Source organism: Cupriavidus ulmosensis (assembly GCF_977008105.1).
The window spans coordinates 1,666,034-1,690,169 of record NZ_CDRMWP010000001.1 but is presented as its reverse complement, the minus strand read 5'-3'; the positions used below and the strand labels follow the sequence as shown (position 1 = coordinate 1,690,169).

Sequence of the window (24,136 nt, the reverse complement as noted above, 5' to 3'; positions counted from 1 at the left end):
CTCAGAACTTGTGCCGGATGCCGACGCCGGCCGTCATGCCGCTGCCCTGGTTGCTGAGCTTGTCGTACAGCGCGTTGGCGTGGAGATCCGTGCGCCTGGACATCGCGTACAGGTAGCCGATGCCCGCGTCGCGGCGGCGCACGTCGGGCTGGGCGTCGGCGCGGCTACCCACGCCCGCCCCTTCCGCGCCGGACCCCGGTTGCGCTGCCCGGACCGGGGCGGAAGGCGGCCTGCCGAGCGCGCCGCCTGAAACCGACGACCCGACGATCCGTCTTGCCCCCTCGCGCGCCGGCCGCCGGCGCCGCATCCCTTCCAGAATCCAGAATCCAGAAAGCGGAACACGGCGCGCCCGCGCGTCAGGGTAAATCCCACCCCCTGCTCTCTTGGTCCGGCCCGGCATCCTCCTTATAATTTATCAACCGATCACTGATCGTACGATAACTTGAAAGGAGCAGCGATGGCGCTGAGCAAGCTCGCACATTTTTCCATCCGCACGACCGACCTGGAGCGGTCGTGCGCGTTCTACGAACGTGTTCTCGGGTTTCGGCGCGGGTATCGCCCGCCGTTCGCGTTTCCCGGCGCGTGGCTCTACATGGGCGGCGACGAGGGTAGCTACGGCACCGTGCACATCATCGGCATCGACCCCGACGATCCGGCCGGCCTGACCGCCTATCTTGGCGACAAGCCGGTGTCCGAGCCCGGCACCGGCACGCTCGACCACATTGCCTTCCTGGCCACCGGCGTCGCGCAGATGTGGCAGACGCTGCGCGCGGAAGGCATCGCGTGGCGCGACCGCACGGTGCCGAGCCTCGGCCTGCACCAGGTCTTCATCGAGGATCCCTCGGGCGTGACGATCGAACTCAACTACCCGGCCGGGGAAGTGGCGGGCCTGGACCTGCCCGCAGAGGCGCAGGCACGGACTGGAGCACTGGCATGAATCCCGCGCAGCACACGCAACCCAGGGCGATCGTCGTCGGCGGCTCGCTCGGCGGACTGTTCGCCGCCAATCTGCTTGCGCGCAACGGCTGGGACGTCGAGGTCTTCGAGCGCACGCCGGAGGCATTGACCGGCCGCGGCGCGGGCATCGTCACGCATCCGGAGTTGTTCGAGGCGCTGGCGGCGGCCGGCGTGGCGGTCGACGACGGCATCGGCGTGCGCGTCGATACCCGCGTCACGCTCGCGCGCGACGGCACCACGGTGTCCGCGCGCGAGCTGCCGCAGACGCTGACGGCCTGGGGCAAGATGTACGACGTGCTGGGCCGCGCGTTCCCCGGCGTCTACCGCACCGGCGCCGCCGTGAGCGCGGTCGAGTCGCATGCGGACCACGCCACGGTCACGCTGCAGGACGGATCGACGCACCGCGCCGACCTCGTCATCGCCGCCGACGGTTTCCGCTCGGGCCTGCGCGAGCAGTTGCTGCCTTCGGCGCGGCTCGAGTACGCGGGTTATATCGCCTGGCGCGGCCTGGTCGACGAGGCCCGGCTGTCGCCGGCCACGCACGCGGCCATCTTCGGCAAGTTCGCCTTCTGCCTGCCGCCCCGCGAGCAGATCCTCGGCTATCCGGTCGCCGGCGACGGCAACAGCATCGCGCCGGGCCAGCGCCGCTACAACTTCGTCTGGTATCGCGCCACGCCCGACGACGCGCTGGCCGACCTGCTGACCGACGCCAGCGGCAAGTGCTGGCGCGCCGGCATCCCGCCGGGCCTGATCCGCGCCGACGTGCTCGCCGACATGGAGAGCGCCGCCGCCACGCTGCTGGCGCCGCAGTTCGCCGAGGTGGTGGCGCGCACCGCCCAGCCGCTGTTCCAGCCGATCTACGACCTGACCGTGCCGCGCATGGCCTTCGGCCGCATCGCGCTGCTCGGCGACGCCGCGTTCGTGGCGCGCCCGCATTGCGGCATGGGCGTCACCAAGGCGGCGGGCGACGCGGTGGCGCTGGCCCGCGCGCTGGCGGCGCACCGGTCCGTCGAGGCGGCGCTGCGGGCGTACAGCGCCGAGCGCGTCCAGGTCGGGCAGGCGGTCGTCGAGCACGCGCGCCATCTCGGCGCCTACATGCAGGCGCAGCTCAGGAGCGAGCAGGACCGCGCGATGGCGGAGCGCTACCGCACGCCCGAGGCGGTGATGCGGGAGACCGCCGTGTCGCGGCAATTCTGAACCATCACGGACAACATCCATTCGGAGACAACAACCATGCCCCAAGCCGCCCCCTATCCGGCGCATCTCGATCTCGCCGGGACCGATGCCCCGGTCATACCGCACGCCATGCTGGGCCAGCCGGCCTTCGAGCGCCTGCAGCGCGCGCGCCGGCGCTTCTCGTGGACGCTGACCGCGGCCATGCTGCTGGTCTATTTCGGCTTCATCCTCACGCTGGCGTTCCGCCCCGACCTGCTGGCCCGGCAACTGGTGGCGGGCCAGCCGATGAGCGTCGGCATCCCGGTCGGCTTCGGCATGTTCGCGTTCACGTTCGCGCTCGTGGCCATCTACGTGCATCGCACCAACACCGTCTACGACGGCATGATTGCGGACATCCGCAAGGGAGCGCAGCCATGAACCGCATGCTGACCGCACTCACCGCGCTCACCGCGGCCGGCCCCGCCCTGGCGGCGACGTCGCCGGTGGGCCAGGGCATGAGCATGATCGCCATCGCGATGTTCGTGGCGTTCGTCGCCGCCACGCTCGCCGTCACGCGCTGGGCCGCCAGGCGCAACCACAGCGTGGCCGACCACTACGCCGCCGGCGGCAGGATCACCGCCATGCAGAACGGCTGGGCGATCGCCGGCGACTACATGTCCGCCGCCTCGCTGCTGGGCATTTCCGCGCTGGTCTTCACCAGCGGCTACGATGGCCTGATCTATTCGATCGGGTTCCTGGCAAGCTGGCCGATCATCCTGTTCCTGATCGCCGAGCCGCTGCGCAACCTGGGGCGCTACACGCTCGCCGACGTGCTCTCCTATCGCCTCCGGCAGCGCCCGATCCGGGCGTTCTCGGCCTCGAGCTCGATGGTGATCGTGCTGCTGTACCTGGTGTCGCAGATGGTGGGCGCCGGCAAGCTGGTGGAGCTGCTGTTCGGCTTCGACTACACCTCGGCGGTGGTGCTGGTCGGCGTGCTGATGGTGGTGTACGTGTTCTTCGGCGGCATGCTGGCCACCACGTGGATCCAGATCATCAAGGCGGCGATGCTGCTGGCCGGCTGCGCGTTCATGGCGTTCATGGTCATGAGCCGCTTCGGCTTCAGCCTGAACAGCCTGTTCGAGCACGCCATCGCGGCGCACGGCAGGCACGACGCCATCATGCGTCCCGGCGGCCTGGTCTCGGACCCGGTGTCGGCGGTCTCGCTCGGGCTGGCGCTGATCTTCGGCACGGCCGGCCTGCCGCACATCCTGATGCGCTTCTTCACGGTCGGCAACGTCAAGGCCGCGCGCAAGAGCGTGCTCTACGCCACCGGCATCGTCGGCACCGGCTACGCGCTGATCATCGTGATCGGCTTCGGCACCATCGCGCTGGTGGCCCGCGAGCCGCTGTACCACGACGGCGCCGGCGCCGTGATCGGCGGGGTCAACATGGTGGCGGTGCACCTGGCGCATGCGGTGGGTGGCAACGTGTTCCTGGGCTTCATCTGCGCGGTGGCGTTCTCGACCATCCTCGCCGTGGTGGCCGGGCTGACGCTGGCGGGCTCCTCCGCGATCTCGCACGACCTCTACGCCACGGTGCTGCGCCAGGGCAAGGCGACCGACCGGGAAGAGATGCGCGTGTCGCGCGTCACCACGCTGGTGCTGGGCGTGCTGTCGATCCTGCTCGCCATCCTGTTCGAGAAGCAGACCATCGCCTTCATCGTCAGCCTGACGTTCTCGATCGCCGCCAGCTCCAACTTCCCGGTGCTGCTGCTCTCGGTCTACTGGCGCGGCCTGACCACGCGCGGCGCCGTGGCCGGCGGCACGCTCGGGCTCGTCACCGCGGTCGTCCTCACGATCCTGAGCCCGACGGTGTGGGTGCAGGTGCTGGGGCATGCCGCGGCCATCTATCCGTACGAGTATCCGGCGCTGTTCTCGATGCTGGTGGCGTTCGCCGGCATCTATGCGTTCTCGGTGACGGACCGCTCCGCGCGCGGCGCCTGGGAGCGCGATGCCTACCAGAACCAGCGCGTGGACTGCGAACTCGGCATCGCCGGCAAACCCGGCGCCTGACCCGGGCGGCATGGCGCAAGGCGGGGGACAAGGCGGGGGACAGACAGGCGAACACGCTCCCCGCCTTTTCGTTTATCGGGCGATTGGTAGAATCCGGGCATCATCCGCATGCCGGAAGCCGAGAGAGACAGTCATGGAGCCACCCGCCACCCCCACTCCGGACGAGACCGCCAGCAAGGGCACGCGGCGGTTGCTGCCCGAGGAACGGGAACAGCAGATCGTCGAGAAGGCCATCGAGCACTTCACGCGCAACGGCTTCGGCGGCAGCACGCGCGAGCTGGCCCGCCAGATCGGCGTCACCCAGCCGCTGCTCTATCGCTATTTCGAGAGCAAGGAGGCGCTCATCGACCGGGTCTACCACGAGGTGTTCCAGTGGCGCCCCGACTGGGACCGCCAGATCGCCGACCGCGCGAAGCCGCTGGCCGAGCGGCTCCAGGCGTTCTACCTCGACTATGCCTCGGTGATTCTGCGCGAGGAATGGATCCGCCTGTTCATCTTCGCCGGCCTGACCCACGAGGGCATCAACAACAAATACCTCAGCAAGCTGCGCAGCAAGGTGTTCCTGCCCGTGCTGGCCGAGGTCCGGGAAGCCTTCGGCATCGCCGCCCCGCGCAACGCGGCGGAAACCGAGGCCGAGATCGAGATGATCTGGAGCCTGCATGCGGCCATCTTCTATATCGGCGTGCGCAAGTGGGTCTACGGCCTGAAGGTGCCGGCCAACGTGGACGCGGTCATCCGCCAGCAGGTCGACATGTTCCTGCACGGCGCGCCGGCGGCGATCCGGGCGCTGCGGGCGGGCTGACCCGCGAGCCGGGCGTCCGCGCCGGCCGCCCTTTCATCACCTCGCGCAAGTCCCGAACCCGCGGGCACGGCCTGCCCGGCGTTTCCACGCGCCTGCCGGCTTCGCTCCGCGCGGCCACCAGGCCGGCGCCCTTCCCCGCGCCGCCGCGCCGCACGGCACTGTCATGCGCACCGTCATGGCGCACCGCCGGCAAGCCGCGCGCGTTCCCGCCAGCCATGAGGTTGTAAATTAGTCACATACGCAAATCCGCTTCACGCCCTGTCAACCACGTGCTGTATCAAACGTGAACTACCTGTAGGCCGAGCGCGATTATTTCGCTTATTTCAGGTATAAATAACGTTTAATTCTGGCAATATTGGCGCGCCAGACGGTTATGGAAATCAATATGGAACAGGTCGTGCACGCGGTCATGCCGGAAGTCTTCAGGGGAACAAGCAACAGGATGCGGCATGCGGTGGCGGTGTTGCGCGGCACGTCCCACGTGGGCATCGTCGCGTTCGGGGAGCGGGCCGGGCAGCCCAGCGCGTTCGTCTACCTGGACCACGCCGGCGGCGCCACCGAGTACGTGCCATTCGATGGCGTGACGCGGCCCGTGGAGATCTCGGTGGCATGCCTGTCCCCGGGCGACCTGCGACTGCGCATCAGCCGGGATGGCGCGGACGACGAATTGTTCGTGCTCAGCTCGGTCGACACGCCGGACCTCCCGCGCGAGACGCCGGCGGGCCAGTACGCGGGCCGCGTCGAGGCCTGCCAGGAGGCGGGGCCGCTGAAGGTGTCGATCACCGCCGGCGAGATGCCTGGCGCCGGCTGGCAGCTCTCGGCCCGGGTGCCCGGCAACTGCTCGGTGCAGGCCAGCGTCGATCCGTGCGACGCGCCCGGATGCCATGCCGTCGCGGTGCGGGTCGCCGGCCCGCGCGGCTGCTCGCTCAACGGGCGGACGCTGAACGGCGAGCTCGCGATGGTCGGCGGGCAGGTGCTGCTGACCGTGCGCAACGACACCGGCGGCCTGCTGTACATGGGAGCGCGCACTCCGGCCTGACGGCGCTCAGGACACGCCCGCGGGGTCGGCCTGCGCCGCCGTGTTGCGCAGGTGGATGAGGAATTCGCCGGTCATCATCACCCACAGCCGCAGCATGGCCTCGAGATGGGCCTGGGTCACGCCGCCGACCAGCACCACATCCATCTCGAGCACGATCAGCTCGCCGTGCGTGGCCAGCCGCGCGAAGCGCTTGCCGCGCTGCCAGCCGTCCAGCAGCGCGCGCGGCACCTCGCCGCCGCTGACGCGCAGCGCGCAGCTCAGCGTGAAATCGACGTGGCCGCCGGTCTCCGCGGCATTGCCCCACAGCACCTGGAAGCCCACGCCCTGGCTGGCGCTGTGCAACTGGGTCTTGCCATCGCGCTCGGTCGTGGTCACGGCGCAGCCGGCCGCGCGGATGGCGGCGGCCAGTTCGTCCGCGTCGACGGCGGACAGTATCCTGATATCGTTCATGACGTGTCCCGGATCAGTGGGCGGCGCCGGCAGCGACTGGCGCGGATGGCGCGGACGGCGCGGCGGGTGATGCAGCGGATGGCGCGGCGGATGGCACAGGCAGCGCCGCCACGCCGCGCGGATCGAACTTGTTCTCGTACAGCGCATCGCCGTAGACCTGGGCCTGCGTCTCCAGCTTCACGCGCGCGCCCGCCGCGAAGGGATGGCGAAAGGCGACCGCGTCGGCCACGTCGAAATGCTCGTAGGCATCGAGGATTTCCTTGCCGATGGATTGCAGCCGCGCGTTCATCGCGCCGCAGCGCTCCAGTTGCGCGTCGCGTTCGCGCTGCGCGTCGAGCGCGCGGCCGCGCTCCTGCGTCATCGCCGCAAGCTGCTGCTGCAGCCCGCGCGCCGTCCGCTGCTGCTCGTCGCGCGCGGCATCGGCCTGGCGCGTCCGCTCGGCGGCGCTCTCCTCCACCTGGCGCTGCCTCGCCGCCAGCCCCTGCGCCCGGCCGCGGCTGGCTTCCAGCTCGGCCCGCGCTTCGGCCAGTTCCCTGGCCGCCGCCGCCTTGCCTTCCTCGGCCGCGCGCAGCGTCGCCTGCAGCGTGGCGCGCTCCGCCTGCATCTGCTGGTTCTGCGCGTTGAGCGCGCGCAGCTGCGTGCGCAGGCGGTCTTCCAGCGTGCCCTGCGGCTGCGCCTGGGCGCCGGCCGGCGCGGGCACGGCAAGCAGCCATGCCGCGACGGCCACGCCCAGCGCCCCGTTCCTCATCCGTGATTGCAGCATGGTCTACCTCAGAACTTGGCGTTCAGTTCGAGCATCAGCACGTTGATGGACAACGGGTCGCCATAGACCTCGCGCCCGCTCAGCCAGCGCGCCTGCAGCCAGGCGTTCTTATCGATGCCGTAGGCCGCCCCCAGGAAATAGCCGCGCGCGTTGGTGCCGCCCAGGCGGAAATCCGGGTCGGTGTAGCCGTCCGGCACCGCATCGGGCTCCAGGTACTTGTAGCCCATCATGAAATTCCACTGCCCGCGCGCCGACACCGCCTGGTTGCCGAAGATGGCCCGCACCAGGTAGCCGTTCGGGCCGCTGCGCCACTTGTCCTTGTACTCGCTCAGCGGCGTCGATCCGTCCACGCCTTCGTAGTGGTTGGCCGGGTAGGAGCGCGGGTCGGAGAACGGGCGGTCCTTGTTGTACGCCAGGTTGCGCACGTAGCTGGCCTGGAAGCTGAACGGCAGCCCGCCGAACACATGCGTGTCCCACTGCCCCGTTATGTTGAGCGGGCGGAAGTTCTGGGTCAGCCCGAAGAACTGCGGGTTCGAGGTGTCGTTCACGTCCACCGGCACGTTGTTGCGCAGCCCGAACAGCGTGTTGCCCTTCTGCATGAACGCCGGGCGCGAATTGTCGGTGTCGCAGGAAGGCGAGGACGTCAGGCACGGCTGCGAGAACTGGCCGCGCATGTCGGTGAAGTGGTAATACGCCACCGCGCCCTTGAAGCGGTCCCCGCCGGCCAGCTTCCATTCCGCGCCGGCCTGCAGCGCGAACAGCCACTGGTTGCGGCTGTCCGACTTTTCCTGCGCGTTCGAGGGGAAATTGTCGTCGCTGTAGTTGACCGGGAACGCGCCGCCGGTCACGAACGCCGTGACGCCGCGCGTGCCGACGGACTTGCGCCAGGCGCCGGCAATCCCGTCGAAGTTCAGGTCGTTGGAGAACACCAGGTCGTTGTTGTCCAGGCCATAGAACGGGTTGCCGAAGCGGCCGGCGGTGACGTGGAACGCATCGGTGAAACGGTAGTCCAGATAACCCTGGTCCAGCCAGATGCTCTTCTTGGCAAAACCGCCGCCGAGCGTCTGCGTGGTCGACACCGGCCCGTTGCTGCTGCCGGTGCCGATGCGGATGCCCGCGGTCAGGTCGTCGGAGACCGCGGCGGTGACGCCCAGCCGCGCGCGCAGGCGCAGCAGGTCGGTGCGGTTCTTGTCGGTGTTGAGCAGCGGCGGCAGCGAGTTGGCCGAGGGGCCGAAGTCGACCGGGCCGTTGGCGTTGACGGCCGCGTAGTCGACGGTCGGCGCATTGCCGCCGCCGTACAGGTTGGCCTGGTAGCGCACGCGCACGTCGCCGGACAGGGTGATGCGCGAGACCCAGTCGGGGAACGTGTTGGGCGTGGCCCAGTGTTCCTCCTTCGCCTGCGCGATGACCTCTTCCTTGACCTCGTCGCGGATCTGCTGGCGCACGCGCGGCGAGACATAGGGCACGCGCACGTCGCCCGGCTGCGCGCCGCCGGCCGCGGCGGCCACGGTCGCGGCCCCCGCTCCCGCCGCCACGCCCGCCGCCGCACCTGCGGCCCCCGGCCCGGCCGCGGCCGGCGGCTGCGCCGCCGCGCGGGCCTGCGCCAGCAGCGTTTCGCCTTCCTCCCGGGTCAGCGTCCCGCGCATGACCAGGATGCGGATCAGGTTCTGCGTGACGTCCGCCGATGCCGGGGGCACGGTGCCCTGCGCATGGCCCTGCTGGCAGCACGCCGCAAGCGTCAGGGCGGCGGCCAGCGGCCGCAGCACCGGATGGCGAAGGCGCGATGCCTTGCACTGATTCATTGCTCTCTCCTCAAAGATCTCTCTCATGTCCGGCCCGGGTCCCGGCGGCGCGTCACGGGCGCCGCGCCTGCATCACCACGCGGGCCGGGAAGCTCAGGCCCGCCGGCGGCCGCTCGTCCACGCGGCCCAGCGCGCGCAGCGCCGCCAGCAGCGCTTCGTCGGTGGCCGCACTGCCCGTCGAGCGCACCAGCTCCACGCGCGTGATGCGCCCGTTCTCGTCCATCCACATGTTCACCATCACCTGCGGAAACGCGAGCCGCGCGGTGGCCGGGTTCTGCTGCACGGCGCGCTGCAGCGCGTAGGCCAGGTACTGGCCATACGTCGCGTTGCCCGCGCGGCCGGCGCCGCCGCTGCCCATGCCGTCGCCGCTGCCGACCTGGATGCCGCCCGCGCCGGCCTGCGCGTCGGCGTTCATGGTCACGCTCTGCGCCGCGTCGTTGGCCGGCCTGGGCGCTTCCGCGGGCCTGGGTGCCGGCTCCATCGGCTTGGGATCCGGCGTGCGGATGCGTTCTTGCTTGACCGGCTCCGGCGGCTTCTGCTCGGGCGGGGGCGGAGGCGGCGGGGGCGGCAGCGAGACCATCGGCGGCAGCCGCGGCGCCTCCTTTCTCGCGGACGCGGTATCGCCCGCCCATTTCCAGAGCGCCCAGCCGGCCAGCGCAAGCGCCAGCGCTGCCACGGCGCCGGCCAGCGGCCCGCGCCAGCGCCGCCGTGGCGCGGCCTCGCGATCGTCGTACGGCTGCTGTTCCATGACGCGGCCTAGTTGGCTGGCTTGCCTGTCACCAGGCCCACCTGCTGCAGCTCCAGCCGCCGCAGCAGGTCCAGGACCTCGATGACCTTGCGGTACTGCACCGCGGCGTCACCCTTGACGATGACCGGGAAGTCCGGCGTCTGGGCGCGCTGCGCGCGCAGCCGGTCCTCCAGCTCCGCCAGCGTGACCGGAAACGCGTCCAGGTAGACCTGGCCCGAGTCGGTCACGGTGATGGCCTTGATCTTCTGTTCGGACAGGCTGGCGGAGGCGCTCGCCTTGGGCAGGTCCACCTTGATGCCCTGCACCGCGGCCGTGGTCATCAGGATGAAGATGATCAGCAGCACGAACGCCAGGTCCAGCAGCGGCGTGATGTTGATGTCGTCGTAGGGCTTGTCGTCGTCGTGCGTGGCGGCCATGATGGATTCCCCTCAGAGCGCGCCGGCACCGGGGCCGCGCTCGCCGGCGCGGGCGGACGGGGCCATGCCCACGCCGCCCGCCCCCGCCTGCCGGGCCGGCACCAGGCCCGCTTCCGCGAAGCGGCGCATCAGCTCGCCCACGAGGCGGTCCATGTGGCCGCCGGCCTCGGCCTGCGCCACCTCGCTCTCGCTGCCCGCATGGAGCTCGGCCAGGCGCGTGACGAATTCGTCCACGAACACGTCCATGTCCGCGCTCACGTTCTTGTTGCGCGTGAGCAGGTAGTTGTACGAGAACAGCGCCGGAATGGCGACGAACAGGCCCACCACGGTAGCCACCAGCGCGGCCGCGATGCCGGGCGCGATGGCGTTGATGTTGACCTCGCCCGCCAGCGCCACCGCCGCGAACACCAGGATGATGCCGACCACCGTGCCTAGCAGGCCCAGGTACGGCCCGCCCGAGATCGAGATGGTCAGCAGCACCAGGCCGCGGTTCAGGCGCTGGTTCTCGCGCACGCGCGTGGCGTCCATCGACGCGCGGATGGCCTCGATGGTCTCGGCGGCCACGGCCTTGTTGCCGTCCTGCTCGCGCCGGCTGCGCAGCTCGCCCACGGCCACCTGGTACAGCCGGTACAGCGTGGAATCGGCCAGCCGCCGGGACAGGCCCGGATTGGCCGGCACCGATTCCGCCAGCGCCTCGAGCCGGTGGCCGACCTTGCGGAACTGCGCCATGAATTCGTCATTGGCGCGCGACACGCGGCTCACGTAGGTGGCCTTGACGTAGGTGACCCACCACGACAGCACGGCCATGACGGCCAGCAGCCCGATCACGACCCACGCGTCCACCGGCACGTTGGTCAGGATGAAGCCGATCTCGCCGAAGCCGCTGCCGGCCTGCTTTTCGTCGGGGCCGTAGGCGAGCAGCTTCGAGTCGCTGCCCTGCATCGCGGCCTCCGCGGCCAGCAGCGCGGCGGGCCGCGCCACGCGCGAGATGCGCACCTCGTCGAGCTGGCCCGCGAAGCCCGGCAACTCGCCCGCGGGGTCGGCGCCGATCATGGCCGCGCCGGCAAACGCCGGCAGCGCGGCAGCCACCTTCGCCACCTCGCGGCCGTTGACCAGCAGCGCGACCTGCCCGCCGCCCGCGGTCATCGCCACGTGGGTCCACTGCTGCGCGCCCAGCGGCTCGCTGGCCGCGGCCTGCTGCTGGCCCACGCGCACATAGGGCACGCCGTTGGCCAGGCCCACCAGCAGCGCGTTGCCGGCCTCGCGGCGCGCGTACAGCACGCCGTTCGCGGCGGCGTCCGCGCGCACCCACGCGCCAAACGTCATGGCGCCGCCGGCGGCCACGCGCAGCGAATCGCTGGCGGGCAGGGCGATGCCCGCCTTGCCGTCCAGCTTCGCCGCCTGGCCGATCAGGCCCTCGCCCACCGGCACGCCGGCCTGCGCGTTGTTGTGGTACGCCGTGGCGTCGGCCGGCGCCGTGCCCGCCGCGCCGTCGAAGTGATAGACCGCCGTGTAGTCGGCGTCGAACGGCGACGCGCCGCCGGCCTGCGGGGCCTTGGCGTTGCCGTAGTACATCCAGATATCCTGGCGCGCGCCGCCGGGCACCGCCGGCATGTCCACCCAGACCAGCCCCATGCCCAGCAGGGAATCGAACTGCTCGACCTGGTGCGCGAGCGGGGTCTTGTCGTCGGCCGCGACGAAGCGCAGGTCGCCGCCCTTGTCCTGCACGGCGTCGAACTGGAAGTTGCCCGCGTGCAGGCGCACCAGCACCGGCATGCGTCCGAGCGGCTCCGCGATGTTGGCGCCCTTGGGCGTGGTATCGACCGAGACCGGCTTGCGGAAGGACCAGTCCTGTTGCCACCAGGCTTGTGCCACCTGCGGCAGACAGGCACCGAGCATGGCGAGGGATAGCAGCAATTTACGCATAACAGTGCTCCGTTGGGTGCGCGCCGGCCCCATCAAAAAGTAGTGCGAAGGTTGAAGTTGACGGTCGGGGAACCCGCCTCGGTACGCTGCGCGTCGCGCAACGGCCAGCCCACGTCGAGCTTGCCGGTGACGTTCCGGAAGAGCCGGATGCTGGAGCCGAAGCCCACGCCGAGCAGCGTGTAGCTGCGGCGCTGCTCCGGCAGCGGGTCGCGCAGCTTCAGCGTGGCGGCGTCGAAGAAGCCGTAGACGCGCCATTCGTCGACACCGGGCCACAGCCAGTCCGCGTACGACGGCGAGCGCACCTCCAGCGAGGCGAGCAGGCCATCGTCCGCGGTGGCCTCCGCCGAGTAATAGCCGCGCACGCTGGTCGCGCCGCCGGCGGCGAACTGCTCGCCGGAGACCAGCGCGCCGGATGCCACCTGGAAGGCGCCGCGCGCATAGAGCTCCACGCCGCCCTTGAGCGTCTGCGTGTGCGTGCCGTCGCCCTTGAGGTAGATGAAGTCCGGCGAGGCGCGGTAGCGCTTGGCGCCGTACTCGGCCCACCCGCTGCCCACGCCGAAGCCGTTGAAACCGCCTGTCAGCGCAAGCGCGGCCGAGCTCTGCGAGCGCTCGCCGAAGCGGTACGCATTGAACGACAGCGTCAGCGGCAGGTAGCGCAGCGGCACGTTGGACGCGGCCCCGCCCAGCGACACCGCCTCGTCCATGTCCTTGAAGTCGATGCCGAGCCCGAGCGAGCCGGACCAGTCGCCCGCGGGCGGCAGCGCGTAGTTGCCCTGGATGCCGAACACCTTGCCCTTGCCCAGCACGCTGGTGCCGCCCGTGGTGGCCACGTTGCTGTCCGAGACATAGCCGGTGGCCTGCACGCTGTACGGCGTGCCCGCGAACGGCGCGAGATAGCTGAACGACCACACGCGCGCCTCGTTCAGGTCCTGCGGCGCGCCGAAGAACGTCACCGATGCCTGGTGCCCCATCTGCCAGAGGTTGTCATGGCCGATGGTGGCCGAGGCGCGCAGCGCGTGTGTGTCGACGCTGTGGTCGTTGTTGAGCATCACGCTGCCGCTGAGCGGCCGGTGGTCCTCCACCTTCAGCTCCACGTCCACGGTCTGCGGCAGCGAGCCCGGGCGCACCATCGGCACGACCTGGCGGTTGGGCGAGGCGTTGAGCGCGGTCAGCTCTTTCTGCGCGGCATTGAAGTCGGGCACCTTGCCCTCGGCCAGCGACGGCACCGCGTCGCGCACCGCGGCCGGGGAATAGTGCTCGGCGCCGACCACGCGCAGGCGTCCCACGCGCGTCTCGCCGACCTGCAGCAGCACCACGCCGCCGGCCACGCGCTGCTCGGGCAGTTCCACCACCACGGACTGGTAGCCGCGCTTCTGGTAGCGCAATTCCAGCGCGGCGCGCGCGCCTTCGACATCGTCGGCGGTGCGCGACGGCCCCAGGAACGGCGCCACCGCGTCCTCGATGTCGCCCTCGTCGAGCATGGTGTTGCCGCGCACCACGTATTCGTTGACGTCGAACCGGCGCGGCTCGCTCGCGGCCGGTTGTGCGCCCGGCTGCGCGGCCGGTTGTGCGGCCGGCTCCGCCGCGGCCGCGGCCTGCGCGGCCGCCGCGGCGAGCGCCAGCAGCACCGCCCCCGCCCTGCGTCGGCGCGCGCGGGCCCCGATCCCGTGTGTCCGGGATGTCTTCATACCCCTACCCTTTTTTGTTGTCCGGCAACGCCGGCAGGCTGGCGGCTGGCCGCCCTGGCATGGCCGGCCCCGCCGGCCCGTCCCGCGTTCAGCGCACCGCCGAGATGACGCTGTCCAGCGCGGACTGGTCCACGCTGGCGGCCGACGCCGCGGTCTGCTGCTTGAGGTAGGCCTGCGCGGCGTCGCTCTGGTATTGCTGGCGCAGCTTCGCGCGCAGCGGCTCCCTGACTTCGTCGAGCGGGCGCAGTCCGGCCTCGCGCACCGCGATCAGCTTCAGCACGTGCAGGCCGGTGGGCGAACGCACCGGCTCGGACACCGCGCCCGGCTTCAGCGCCACCACCGCGGCGCGGATCTCGGGCAGCATCTCCGTCTCCGGCAGCCAGCCGGTATCGCCGCCGTTCGCGGCCGAGCGCGGCTCCTGCGAGCGCGCCCTGGCCAGCGCCGCGAAATCGGCGCCGGCGCCGCGCGCCTGGCGCGCGATGCTCTCGGCTTCCTTGCGCGCGTTGGCGCGCGCCGCCTCGTCGCCCTCGGCCGCCACGTAGATCTGCGCCACGTGGTACAGCTTCGGCGCGGTGAAGGCGGCGGGACTGGCGTCGTACGCCGCCTTGATCTCGGTGTCCGACGGATACCCCTGCGGCGGCTGCGTCACCGATTCCAGATAGCTGCGCACAATGACCGACTGCTCCGCGTCGAGCACCATCGCGGCGACTTCCGGGCGCCTGGCCCAGCCCTTGGATTCGGCTTCGGCCAGCACGCTCTTCTGCGCCAGGCGGCTCTGCACCAGCCGCTCCAGCGTCGGCTTGTCCGCCGCGAGCCGGGCGCGCGACGGCGCGTCCAGCGCGCGCAGGAACGTCTCCAGCTCCGCCTGCGTGACACTGGCCTTGCCGCTCTGCGCGACGATCTTGTCGGCGGCCACGACGGTGCCGGGTGCCACGGCAAGTACCGAGAACAGCGCCGCGCCGGCAATGGCACGGGGAACAACGAAGATCAGCTTGCGCATCACGGTGGACCTCCTGTAGCGTTTCTCTCAACGACGGTCCACGGCGGCCGGCGGGTGCCGATACTCAGGCAATCCAGCCAGGAAATTTCTGGGAGCGCAGCGTTGAAACGACTTCATGCATTTGCGATTGCGGCGATTCTTACGGCGCACGGTGACGTGGTTGTTGCGGAATCTGGGCAGATTTCCGGCGCGCCGCGGCCGGCGGAAGACACCGTGCCATGCGTCAGCGTCGAGGTGAACGGCCAGCGCGCGCCCGCGCTGGCATGCCTGAACGACAGGCTCGAGCAGGCGGCAAGAGGCGGCGCCAGGGGCGGCGGCAAGCCGGCCGCGGGCGCACTGAGCGAACAGCTCGCGGGCCTGCCATCGAACCAGGCAGGCATGTTCAATTACTCGGCCACCGCCAACCGGATGGGCAATACCTTTGGCTCATCGGTCAATGCGCAGCGTCCGCCGCAACGGCCCGTCTACCTGCCCGCGCTCGGGCGCCATCCCTGACGCTGCCGCTGGCGTTGCCCGTCACGCTGCCCGTCACGCTGCCCATCGCGCGACGCATGGCGCTACCCCCCTCCCATTGGGGGGAGACGCGCGGCCACGCCACGTGGCGACAACGCGCGCGCGCATTGGGAACGATATATGGCACCGTCTAAGAAGAATGTGTAACGATTCCGACATAGGGCTCGCATAGCATGATCCGTGATCTGTGCAATGCAGCAGCAATGCGCCGCCTCGATTCGCCGGGAGCCACTGGCAACGCATTATCGCTGTGCTTGCCGGGGGTCTTTCCCGCGAGTCGGCGCAAGCCCATATCCTCAGGCGCGAACACGTGAATCGGCAATGAGACGGGGCAATTCAGCATATCGCCGGTCATCGCCTTCCGTTTTCCGGACTCCATTCACCGCTGCCGCTACAAGCGGCCGCGGTTTCGTCTTGATAAAAATAGGGAAAAAGCATGACGGAAAATCAGTGGGTCATTAATGTCACCAAATTCAGCGCCAATCCATCGCGGGCCCTGCAGGCCGCGCAAGAGCAGCCGGTGCTGGTGGTCAAGCACCAGCGCCCGCATGCCTACCTGGTGTCCGCCTCGTGGTGGCGGGAAGTCATGACCCTGCTCGCGGAAAACCGCGCCCACGAAGCGGAGCGGCCCGCGCCATCGCCGTGCGGCAACGAGAACGGCAACGCCTGATGCCGTAGCGCGCGGCCCGCTTCCCGGCGCCGCCGCGCGGGAAAAGATTTCCACATCGCGCTCTCGCTTCAAACGCCGCGGCGGGCGGCGGCACGCGCGTCGTGATGACTTCATGACAGAACCTTCCCCGACGCCGCCACGGTTGTGCCGCAATGCGCCGATACCTTAGGCGATGCACCGCGCCCCGGGGTATCCGCAAGCAGTTTCGTGCGGTCCCCGGGGCGCCCGATTCACGCCGGCCGGGCGCATAGCAGGCGCGTTACGGCAATCCGCTACCGACCATGCCGCTCGCCCGCATCCCCTCGCGCCACGTGTTGCCGCTCGCCACCGCGCTGCTGTTGAGCGCCGCCATGCCCGCGGCGCAGGCCGCCGCCCGCCAGGTCACGCTGGACTTCGACAACGCGGATATCTCGCAGGTGGTGCAGGCCATCGCCGGCGCGGACGGCAAGACCGTGTTCGTCGATCCGCGCGTCAAGGGCACCGTCAGCCTGTCCTCGGACCAGCCGCTCGGCACCGCGGACGCCATGCGCATGCTGCAGTCGGCATTGCGGCTGCAGGGCTACGCGATGGTGGCGGACGGCAGGACCGTCAAGGTCCTGCCGGAAGCGGACGCGAAGCTGCAGGGCATGCCCATTGTCACCGGCGCCGGTGGCGGCGACGCGGAGGCGAGCGGCGGCCAGGTCATCACGCGCGTGTTCCGCCTGTCCCGCGAATCGGCCACCAGCCTCGTGCCCGTGCTGCGGCCGCTGATCTCCGCCAACAACACCATCAACGCCTACGCCAACAACAACACCATCGTCGTGACCGACTACGCCGACAACGTCAGGCGCATCGGCGGCATCATCGCGGCGGTGGACCGCGGCACGCCCGGCGGCGAGGTGGAGGTGGTGGCGCTGGAAAACGCCGTGGCCAGCGACGTGGCCGTGCTGCTGCAGCGCATGCTCGACGGCGGCAGCGGCGGCAGCGGCGGTGGCGGCGGTGGCAGCGCCGGGTCGGCAAGCAACTCGGGCGGCTCCGGCGGCGAAGGCGGCGCGCCACGCATCGCCGTGGTGGCGGAGCCGCGCAGCAACACGCTGCTGATCCGCGCGCCCAGCCCCGAGCGCATGCGGCAGGCGAAGGCGCTCGTGGAACGGCTGGACCGCCGCTCCACGCGGCCCGGCAACATGTACATGGTGCCGCTGAAGAACGCCAGCGCGGTCACGCTGGCGCAGACGCTGCGCGCGCTGGTGGCGGCGGACGCCACGCTCTCCATGCAGTCGTCCGGGGCCGGCGGCGGCCAGGGCGCGGCCGCGCCCGCCACGGCCCTGCAGGCGTCGTATCCGTCGATGCCGCCCCTGCCCTCCGGCACGAGCAGCTCGTCGTCCGGCCTGGGCTCGTCGGGAGGCCTCGGCACATCGGGCACATCGGGCGGATCGGGCAGCGCCAGCGGGCTCGGCAGCGGCAGCTTCAACAGCGGCGGCAGCGCCAGCCAGTCCACCACGGGCGGCACCATCCAGGCCGACCCGGCCACCAACTCGCTGCTGATCACCGCGTCCGAGCCGGTGTACCGCAACCTGCGCGCGCTGATCGACGAGCTCGACACCCGCCGCGCGCAGGTCTACGTGGAATCGATGATCGTGGAGATCACCTCCGACAACGCCGCCGAGCTGGGCATCCAGTGGCAGGCGCAGAACGGCCGCGCGTTCGGCGGCACGAACTTCGGCAGCGGCGGCCAGAACATCGTCAACGTGGGCGCCGACACGGCCGCGGGCGGCGGCATCCTGGCCGGCCTGGCGTCGAGCCTGCCGGGCGCGGGCGGCCTCAACATCGGCGTGCTCAGCAGCAAGCTGGGCCTGAACGTGCTGCTGCGCGCGCTCTCGAAGCAGAGCGGCGTCAATATCCTGTCCACGCCCAACCTGATGGTGATGGACAACGAGGAGGCCCACATCATCGTCGGCCAGAACCTGCCCTTCGTCACCGGGTCCTACGCCCAGACCGGCTCGTCCGCCTCCGTCACGCCGTTCCAGACCATCGAGCGGCAGGACGTGGGCCTGACGCTGCGCGTGCGCCCGCAGATCACCGACGGCGACAGCGTCAGGATGCAGATCTACCAGGAGACCTCGGACGTGATCGATCCGGGCGGCGTCAACGGCCCCACCACCAACAAGCGCGCGCTGGAAACCGCGGTGATGGTCGATGCCGGGGACGTCATCGTGCTCGGCGGCCTGATGCAGGACAGCTACAACGAAGGCGTGCAGAAGGTGCCCGGGCTGGGCGACATCCCGCTGATCGGCGGCCTGTTCCGCTACGAGAACAAGCAGCGCAGGAAGACCAACCTGATGGTGTTCCTGCGGCCCGTGATCATGCGCTCGCCGCAAGCCGCGCGCGACGTGGTGATGACCCGCTACGACTACATGCGCGGCGAAGGCGCGCGCGCGCCCACCGACAACTGGTTCGTGCGCGACGACGACACGCCGCGGCTGCCGCAGGCCGACGGCATGCCGCCGACCTCGCCGCTGGAGCTCGGCAACAGGCGCACGCCGGTGCCCGCGCGGCCGCAGGCCACCGATTCGTCGCTGATGCTGCCGCCGCCGCGCGAGCATGAGGCACCGGCCGCGCCATCCCCAGCCGCGCCGGATGCCGCGCGCCCCGGAGACAACGGATGAACGCCACCGCCGTCGAGCCCGACCTCACCCCGCCCACCCTGCCCGCCGGCGTGTCGGCGCGCCTGGTGCCCTATGGCTGGGCGCGCGCCGCGCGGCTGCTGCTGATCGCGCGCGCGGAAGGCCCGCCGACCGCGTGGGTGTGCGAGGAAACGCCGCCCGAGGCGATCGCCGAGGCGGCCCGCACCTTCGGCGTCGAAGACTGGGTCACGGTCGCGGCCGAGCACCTGCGCCAGGCGCTGTCCCAGGCGTATGCCGGCAACGAAGGCTCCGCCGCGCAGGTGGTCGGCGAGGTCGAGGGCGAAGTGGATCTGTCGCGCCTGATGCAGGAACTGCCCGCCGTGGAAGACCTGCTGGAGGCGGAGGACGACGCGCCGGTGATCCGCATGATCAACGCGCTGCTGACCCAGGCCGCGCGCGAAGGCGCGTCGGACATCCATATCGAGGCCTTCGAGCAAAGCTCCGTCGTGCGGCTGCGCGTGGACGGCGCCATGCGCGATATCGTCAAGCCCAAGAAGGCGCTGCACGGCGCGCTGATCTCGCGCATCAAGATCATGGCGCAGCTGGACATCGCCGAAAAACGCCTGCCGCAGGATGGCCGCATCACGCTGCGCGTGGCGGGCCGCCCGGTGGACGTGCGGGTCTCCACGCTGCCCACCACGCACGGCGAGCGTGCCGTGCTGCGCCTGCTGGACAAGGAAGCGGGGCGGCTCGACCTGGCGCGCCTGGGCATGGGCGCCGCCACGCTGCAGCGCTTCGACCGCCTGATCGGCCAGCCGCACGGCATCGTGCTGGTGACGGGCCCGACCGGCTCCGGCAAGACCACCACGCTCTACGCCGCGCTGTCGCGGCTGGACGCCGGCACCACCAACATCATGACGGTGGAAGACCCGGTCGAATACGACCTCGACGGCATTGGCCAGACCCAGGTCGGCGAGCGCATCGGCATGACCTTCGGCAAGGCCCTGCGCGCGATCCTGCGCCAGGACCCGGACGTCATCATGATCGGCGAGATCCGCGACCTGGAGACCGCGCAGATCGCGGTGCAGGCGTCGCTGACCGGCCACCTGGTGCTGGCCACGCTGCACACCAACGACGCGGCGTCCGCGGTCACGCGGCTGACGGACATGGGCGTGGAGCCCTACCTGCTGTCGTCGTCATTGCTGGGCGTGCTGGCGCAGCGTCTGGTGCGGCGGCTGTGCCCGGCGTGCCGGCGGCTGGAAGACGGACGCTGGCGGCCGGTGGGCTGCGACCGCTGCGGCCCCACCGGCTTCCAGGGGCGCTCGGGCGTCTACGAATTGCTGGTGGTGGACGACGCGGTGCGCCGCCAGGTTCACCAGCAGGCCGCGGACGCCGACATCCGCGCCGCGGCCGTGGCCGGCGGCATGCTGACCATGCGCGAGGACGGCCAGCGCTGGATCGACGCCGGCGACACCACGCTCGAGGAAGTGCTGCGCGTGACCAAGGACTGACAAGGAGGGCGCCATGCCCGCTTTTCGTTACGAAGCCGTGGACTTTGGCGGCAAGCTCCATCGCGGCGTGCTGGAGGCCGAGGGATCCAAGGCCGCGCGCGGCCAGCTGCGCACGCGCGGCCTGACGCCGCTGAAAGTGCTGCCGGTGACGGCCGCGGCCAACGGGGGCGGCGTCACGCTGTTCGGCGGCAGGCTGGGCGCGCAGGAACAGGCCCTGTTCACGCGCCAGCTGTCCAGCCTGCTGAGCGCCGGCCTGCCGCTGAACGAAGCGCTGTCCGCGCTCGCGGACCAGGCCGAGCGCGCCTACGTGCGCCACCTGGTCAGCGCCATCCGCGCCGACGTGGTGTCCGGCCAGTCGCTCTCCGGCGCGCTCTCGCAGCATCCGCGCGATTTCCCCGACATCTACCGCGCGCTGGTGTCCGCCGGCGAGCACAGCGGCAAGCTGCACCTGGTGCTGACGCGGCTGGCGGACTACGTCGAGAGCCGCAACGCGCTCACGCAGAAGATCAAGCTGGCATTCACCTACCCCGCCGTCGTCACCGTGGTGGCCTTCGGCATCGTGGTGTTCCTGCTGACCTACGTGGTGCCGCAGGTGGTGGGCGTGTTCACCACCACCAAACAGAAGCTGCCGATGATCACCGAGGTCATGCTCGCGTGCAGCAACTTCGCGCGCGCGTGGGGATGGCTGGCCGCCATCGGCCTGGTGCTGCTGGGCTGGCTGATACGGCGCATCCTGGCGCAGCCCGGTCCGCGCCATCACTGGCACAGCTGGCTGCTGACCGCGCCGCTGCTGGGCAAGCTGGTCAGCGGCTACAACACCGCGCGCTTCGCCAGCACGCTGGCCATCCTGACCAGCGCCGGGGTGCCCATCCTGCGCGCGCTGCAGGCCGCCGGCGAGACGCTCAACAACGTCGCGCTGCGCGCCACCGTGGAAGACGCCATTTCGCGCGTGCGCGAGGGCACGTCGCTGGCGCGCTCGCTGGCCTCGGCCAACCAGTTCCCGCCGGTGCTGATCCATTTGATCCGCTCGGGCGAGGCCACCGGCAACCTGCCCGAGATGCTCGAGCGCGCGGCGCAGGGAGAGGCCAGCCAGCTGGAACGCCGGACCATGTTCATCACCGGCCTGCTGGAACCGGCGCTGATCCTGGGCATGGGGCTGATGGTGCTGATGATCGTGCTGGCGGTGCTGATGCCGATCCTGGAGATCAACCAGATGGTGCGGTAGCTGCCGCTGGCGACGCGGCGGGACACGGCCCTGCACGCGCCGCCGGCAGGTCATCGGCCGGCGCGGGGGATGTTGCTCACCAATGCCGGGCCGGGCGGGACGTCGCCGCTCGTCGCCGCCGCCAGCACCGGCAGCACGCGCCGCGGCGCCATCGCCACCTCCTGCGCGACACCGCCCCGCTTCAGCACCACCGAGCGCGCGCGCACCTCGGACAGCACCAGCCCGGGCGCCGCTTCCCGGCCCGCGTGCACGAGCCGTGGCGCGGCGCCGGCGATGGAGAGCACCGCCGCCCCGTCGTCCCGCCCGAGCGGCCGGATCACGCCACCGACCGTCACCTTCAGCCCCTGCGCCTGCGCCGGTCCGGCGCCGAACAGCTCGCCGCCCGCGCCGGCGCGCGCCGGGGCCGCGGCGACCTTTTCCGCCCCCGGCGTCATCTCCGGCGTCGCAGCGATCTGCAGTCCCCAATAGACCACGACCGCCACACAAGCCACGCCGCCGGCCACCGTGGCCGCGGGCACGGCCAGTTCCCCCGGCGAACGCCGGCACCACTCGCCGCATCGCGCCAACCTCTGCAACGTCAGCAGCCTCGTCATCGCAACGGCCCTCCTGGCATGAACTTTCGGTGTCGGAAACCGCGCAGAAAGTGTCACCACTTTGCCCCTCGCGCTGGCCAGAATCATTTGGCCCGCCCTGGTAGCGCGACCCCGGCGACTGTGTTGTACCGCGCGATCATGACAACCCTCTTGCGGAACCTGCGATGACCCCGACACGACACCGACGCAAACGGCCGGCCAGCGGCTTCACCCTGATCGAGATCATGGTGGTCATCGTGATCCTCGGGGTGCTGGCCGCGCTGGTGGTGCCCAAGATCATGAGCCGCCCCGACGAGGCCCGCATCGTGGCCGCGCGCCAGGACATCGCCTCGATCATGCAGGCGCTCAAGCTCTACCGCCTGGACAACAGCCGCTATCCGTCGACCGACCAGGGGCTCGTCGCGCTGGTGTCCAGGCCGACCACCGAGCCGGTGCCCAACAACTGGAAAGGCGGCGGCTACCTGGAAAAACTCCCCAAGGATCCCTGGGGCCACCCGTACCAGTACCTGAACCCGGGCGTGCACGGCGAGATCGACATCTTCAGCCTGGGCGTGGACGGGCAGGCCGGCGGGAGCGGCAATGATGCCGACATCGGTTCCTGGGAATAGCGGCCCGCGCGCCGCGGCCGGCGCCGGCTTCACGCTGCTGGAGATGCTGGTGGTCATCGTGATCATCGGCATCGTCAGCGGCCTGGTCGCGGTCAACGCCCAGCCCAGCCCGCGCCAGTTGCTGGCGCAGCAGGCGCAGCGGCTGGTGTGGCTGCTGCAGGGCGCGCACGACGAGGCCCGGCTGCGCGGCGAGCTGATTGCGTGGGAGGCCACGCCGCAGGCGTTCCGCTTCGTGATCCGCGAGGGCGGCCGCTGGCTGCCGCTGCGCGACGACGTGCTGCGCCCGGGCAACTGGGGCGGCCCGCTGGCCGCGCTGAGCGTGGCGCAGCCGGACCAGCCCGCGCAGGCCGGCAATGCGCGCGTGCTGTTCGGGCGCGAGGCGGTGGAGCCCACGCTGGAAATCGTGCTGCAGCGAGACGGCGCCGCCGTGCGCATCGTCACGCTGGCACCCGGCCGCTATGTCGTGCAATAGCGCCACGCGCCGCCGCGCGGCCGGCTTCACGCACGACCGCAAGCACGGCCGCAAGCACGGCTTCACCATGATCGAGGTGCTGGTGGCGCTGGTCATCGTGGCCGTCGCGCTGGGCGCCTGCCTGCGCGCGGCCGGCATGATGGCCGACAGCAGCGACAGCCTGCGCGCGCGCACGGTGGCCGGCTGGAGCGCCGCCAACCGGCTGGCCGAGCTGCGGCTGGCCGGGCGCTGGCCCGAGCCCGGCACGCGCCGCTTTGGCTGTGACCAGGGACCGGTGGCGCTGCTGTGCGAGGAAGTGGTGTCGCAGACCGGCGACGCGCGCCTGCGGCTGGTCACGGTATCGGTCTATCGCCCCACGGACCCCGGCGCGCGCCTGGCGCAACTGGCGCAGGTGATGGCGCAATGACCCGCGCGCAGCGCCGCCGCGGCGGCTTCACGCTGATCGAGATGGTGATCGCCATCGCGCTGCTGGCCATCGTCGCGCTGATGTCGTGGCGGTCCCTGACCGGCATCATCCGCGGCCAGCAGGGCGTCATCGAGACCATGACGGACCTGCGCGAGGTGGACCGGATGTTCGACCAGATGTCGATCGACCTGGCCGACGCGGTGCCCGACAACGACCTTGGCGACGGCGCCATCGCGTTCGATGGCAGCCGGCTGCGCATCGTGCGCACCGTGCTGGCGCCGGGCCAGCCGACGCGCTGGCAGGTGGTGCGCTATCGCAGCGCCGACGGCGTGCTGTGGCGCGAGCTGTCGGCCCCCCTGGCCACGCGCGCGGCCGCGCTGGCGGCGCAGACCGCCCCGCCGGCGCAGCGCCAGGCATTGATCGGGCGCGCCGGCGCGATCCGGCTGCGCGGCTGGCTCAACGCCACCGGAGCGGGCACCATGCCCGGCGGCACCGCGGAAGGCTGGGCCCAGACCGATGGCGGCCGAAAACCGCCGCCGCTGCCGCCCGGCACGCCCCCGCCGCTGCCGCAGCACGCGGTCGGCGGCATCGAGGTCGTCGTCCTGGCCGGCTCGCCGCCTTCCGCCTACCGGCGCGTGCTGACCAGCGGCCCGTAGCACGCGGCGACTGCGCGGCGACTGCGCGGCGATCGCGCCCCACCTCCAGCAACGCACTCTT

Annotated in this window: 25 protein-coding genes; 15 read left to right on the top strand and 10 right to left on the bottom strand. The window is 71.0% G+C overall.

The window, feature by feature from the left end; all coding sequences use genetic code 11:
• Position 1: 1 nt before the first annotated feature.
• Positions 2 to 172 carry a hypothetical protein gene (locus ACWTPI_RS07640; RefSeq protein WP_454731333.1) on the bottom strand — a complete coding sequence of 57 codons (171 nt, stop codon included), beginning with the start codon at positions 170 to 172 and terminating at the stop codon, positions 2 to 4.
• Between the two features lie 285 nt (positions 173 to 457).
• Between ACWTPI_RS07640 and ACWTPI_RS07635 the strand changes: the two genes are divergently transcribed.
• From ACWTPI_RS07635 to ACWTPI_RS07610, 6 genes are all read left to right on the top strand, one after another.
• On the top strand, positions 458 to 937 hold the full coding sequence (locus ACWTPI_RS07635) for a VOC family protein (protein WP_454731332.1): 480 nt from the start codon (positions 458 to 460) through the stop codon (positions 935 to 937).
• The gene (locus tag ACWTPI_RS07630) at positions 934 to 2,154 is read left to right on the top strand and encodes an FAD binding domain-containing protein (RefSeq protein ID WP_454731331.1); all 1,221 of its coding nucleotides are present in this window, start codon (positions 934 to 936) and stop codon (positions 2,152 to 2,154) included. The genes ACWTPI_RS07635 and ACWTPI_RS07630 overlap by 4 nt, the downstream gene beginning before the upstream one ends.
• 36 nt (positions 2,155 to 2,190) lie before the next feature.
• Entirely contained in the window at positions 2,191 to 2,550 is a 360-nt protein-coding gene (locus tag ACWTPI_RS07625; protein ID WP_454731330.1) for a DUF485 domain-containing protein, read from the top strand.
• Between the two features lie 5 nt (positions 2,551 to 2,555).
• The gene (gene actP, locus ACWTPI_RS07620) at positions 2,556 to 4,184 is read left to right on the top strand and encodes a cation/acetate symporter ActP (protein ID WP_370552849.1); all 1,629 of its coding nucleotides are present in this window, start codon (positions 2,556 to 2,558) and stop codon (positions 4,182 to 4,184) included.
• Between the two features lie 133 nt (positions 4,185 to 4,317).
• Positions 4,318 to 4,986, top strand: a complete 669-nt coding sequence (locus tag ACWTPI_RS07615; RefSeq protein WP_082079671.1) for a TetR/AcrR family transcriptional regulator — start codon at positions 4,318 to 4,320, stop codon at positions 4,984 to 4,986.
• Positions 4,987 to 5,371: 385 nt separating this feature from the next.
• Positions 5,372 to 6,025, top strand: coding sequence for a hypothetical protein (locus ACWTPI_RS07610; RefSeq protein ID WP_454731329.1), 654 nt, complete (start codon positions 5,372 to 5,374; stop codon positions 6,023 to 6,025).
• 6 nt (positions 6,026 to 6,031) lie between these two features.
• On the opposite strand, the gene ACWTPI_RS07605 is transcribed toward ACWTPI_RS07610, so the two are convergent.
• The 8 genes from ACWTPI_RS07605 to ACWTPI_RS07570 form a co-directional block, all read right to left on the bottom strand.
• Entirely contained in the window at positions 6,032 to 6,475 is a 444-nt protein-coding gene (locus tag ACWTPI_RS07605) for a YbjN domain-containing protein (RefSeq protein ID WP_454731328.1), read from the bottom strand.
• Between the two features lie 13 nt (positions 6,476 to 6,488).
• Positions 6,489 to 7,238: a hypothetical protein gene (locus ACWTPI_RS07600; RefSeq protein ID WP_454731327.1), complete on the bottom strand. Its 750-nt coding sequence runs from the start codon at positions 7,236 to 7,238 to the stop codon at positions 6,489 to 6,491.
• An 8-nt stretch (positions 7,239 to 7,246) separates the two neighbouring features.
• Positions 7,247 to 9,040: a putative porin gene (locus tag ACWTPI_RS07595; protein WP_454731326.1), complete on the bottom strand. Its 1,794-nt coding sequence runs from the start codon at positions 9,038 to 9,040 to the stop codon at positions 7,247 to 7,249.
• A 52-nt stretch (positions 9,041 to 9,092) separates the two neighbouring features.
• Positions 9,093 to 9,788, bottom strand: coding sequence for a TonB family protein (locus ACWTPI_RS07590; protein ID WP_454731325.1), 696 nt, complete (start codon positions 9,786 to 9,788; stop codon positions 9,093 to 9,095).
• 8 nt (positions 9,789 to 9,796) lie between these two features.
• Positions 9,797 to 10,204, bottom strand: a complete 408-nt coding sequence (locus ACWTPI_RS07585) for an ExbD/TolR family protein (protein WP_059413201.1) — start codon at positions 10,202 to 10,204, stop codon at positions 9,797 to 9,799.
• Positions 10,205 to 10,216: 12 nt separating this feature from the next.
• A complete protein-coding gene (locus tag ACWTPI_RS07580) occupies positions 10,217 to 12,130 on the bottom strand; it encodes a DUF2341 domain-containing protein (RefSeq protein ID WP_059413202.1) in 1,914 nt (637 codons plus the stop codon).
• Between the two features lie 32 nt (positions 12,131 to 12,162).
• Entirely contained in the window at positions 12,163 to 13,818 is a 1,656-nt protein-coding gene (locus tag ACWTPI_RS07575; RefSeq protein WP_454731324.1) for a ShlB/FhaC/HecB family hemolysin secretion/activation protein, read from the bottom strand.
• 88 nt (positions 13,819 to 13,906) lie between these two features.
• Positions 13,907 to 14,818, bottom strand: a complete 912-nt coding sequence (locus tag ACWTPI_RS07570) for a peptidylprolyl isomerase (protein ID WP_059413204.1) — start codon at positions 14,816 to 14,818, stop codon at positions 13,907 to 13,909.
• A gap of 102 nt (positions 14,819 to 14,920) precedes the next feature.
• Between ACWTPI_RS07570 and ACWTPI_RS07565 the strand changes: the two genes are divergently transcribed.
• From ACWTPI_RS07565 to gspF, 5 genes are all read left to right on the top strand, one after another.
• Positions 14,921 to 15,313: a hypothetical protein gene (locus ACWTPI_RS07565; protein WP_454731323.1), complete on the top strand. Its 393-nt coding sequence runs from the start codon at positions 14,921 to 14,923 to the stop codon at positions 15,311 to 15,313.
• Between the two features lie 454 nt (positions 15,314 to 15,767).
• Positions 15,768 to 16,001 carry a type II toxin-antitoxin system prevent-host-death family antitoxin gene (locus tag ACWTPI_RS07560; RefSeq protein WP_059413206.1) on the top strand — a complete coding sequence of 78 codons (234 nt, stop codon included), beginning with the start codon at positions 15,768 to 15,770 and terminating at the stop codon, positions 15,999 to 16,001.
• 281 nt (positions 16,002 to 16,282) lie between these two features.
• A complete protein-coding gene (gspD, locus tag ACWTPI_RS07555; protein ID WP_454731322.1) occupies positions 16,283 to 18,646 on the top strand; it encodes a type II secretion system secretin GspD in 2,364 nt (787 codons plus the stop codon).
• Entirely contained in the window at positions 18,643 to 20,115 is a 1,473-nt protein-coding gene (gene gspE, locus ACWTPI_RS07550; protein WP_059413208.1) for a type II secretion system ATPase GspE, read from the top strand. The genes gspD and gspE overlap by 4 nt, the downstream gene beginning before the upstream one ends.
• A 13-nt stretch (positions 20,116 to 20,128) precedes the next feature.
• Entirely contained in the window at positions 20,129 to 21,340 is a 1,212-nt protein-coding gene (gene gspF / locus ACWTPI_RS07545; RefSeq protein ID WP_454731321.1) for a type II secretion system inner membrane protein GspF, read from the top strand.
• A 50-nt stretch (positions 21,341 to 21,390) separates the two neighbouring features.
• Here the strand turns inward: gspF and ACWTPI_RS07540 are convergent, their stop codons facing one another.
• Positions 21,391 to 21,933 (bottom strand): hypothetical protein, encoded by a 543-nt coding sequence (locus tag ACWTPI_RS07540; protein WP_454731320.1) that lies wholly within the window; start codon positions 21,931 to 21,933, stop codon positions 21,391 to 21,393.
• 164 nt (positions 21,934 to 22,097) lie between these two features.
• On the opposite strand from ACWTPI_RS07540, the gene gspG reads away from it, so the two are divergent.
• From gspG to ACWTPI_RS07520, 4 genes are read left to right on the top strand one after another with little or no spacing between them, the layout of a single operon-like run.
• On the top strand, positions 22,098 to 22,541 hold the full coding sequence (gspG, locus tag ACWTPI_RS07535) for a type II secretion system major pseudopilin GspG (protein ID WP_059413211.1): 444 nt from the start codon (positions 22,098 to 22,100) through the stop codon (positions 22,539 to 22,541).
• Positions 22,513 to 23,013: a GspH/FimT family pseudopilin gene (locus ACWTPI_RS07530; protein ID WP_082079672.1), complete on the top strand. Its 501-nt coding sequence runs from the start codon at positions 22,513 to 22,515 to the stop codon at positions 23,011 to 23,013. The genes gspG and ACWTPI_RS07530 overlap by 29 nt, the downstream gene beginning before the upstream one ends.
• Positions 23,000 to 23,419, top strand: coding sequence for a type II secretion system minor pseudopilin GspI (gene gspI, locus ACWTPI_RS07525; RefSeq protein ID WP_454731319.1), 420 nt, complete (start codon positions 23,000 to 23,002; stop codon positions 23,417 to 23,419). The genes ACWTPI_RS07530 and gspI overlap by 14 nt, the downstream gene beginning before the upstream one ends.
• Complete coding sequence (locus ACWTPI_RS07520; protein WP_454731318.1) at positions 23,416 to 24,075, top strand: PulJ/GspJ family protein; 660 nt, start codon at positions 23,416 to 23,418, stop codon at positions 24,073 to 24,075. Before gspI ends, ACWTPI_RS07520 begins: the two co-directional genes overlap by 4 nt.
• The last annotated feature ends 61 nt before the right edge of the window (positions 24,076 to 24,136 follow it).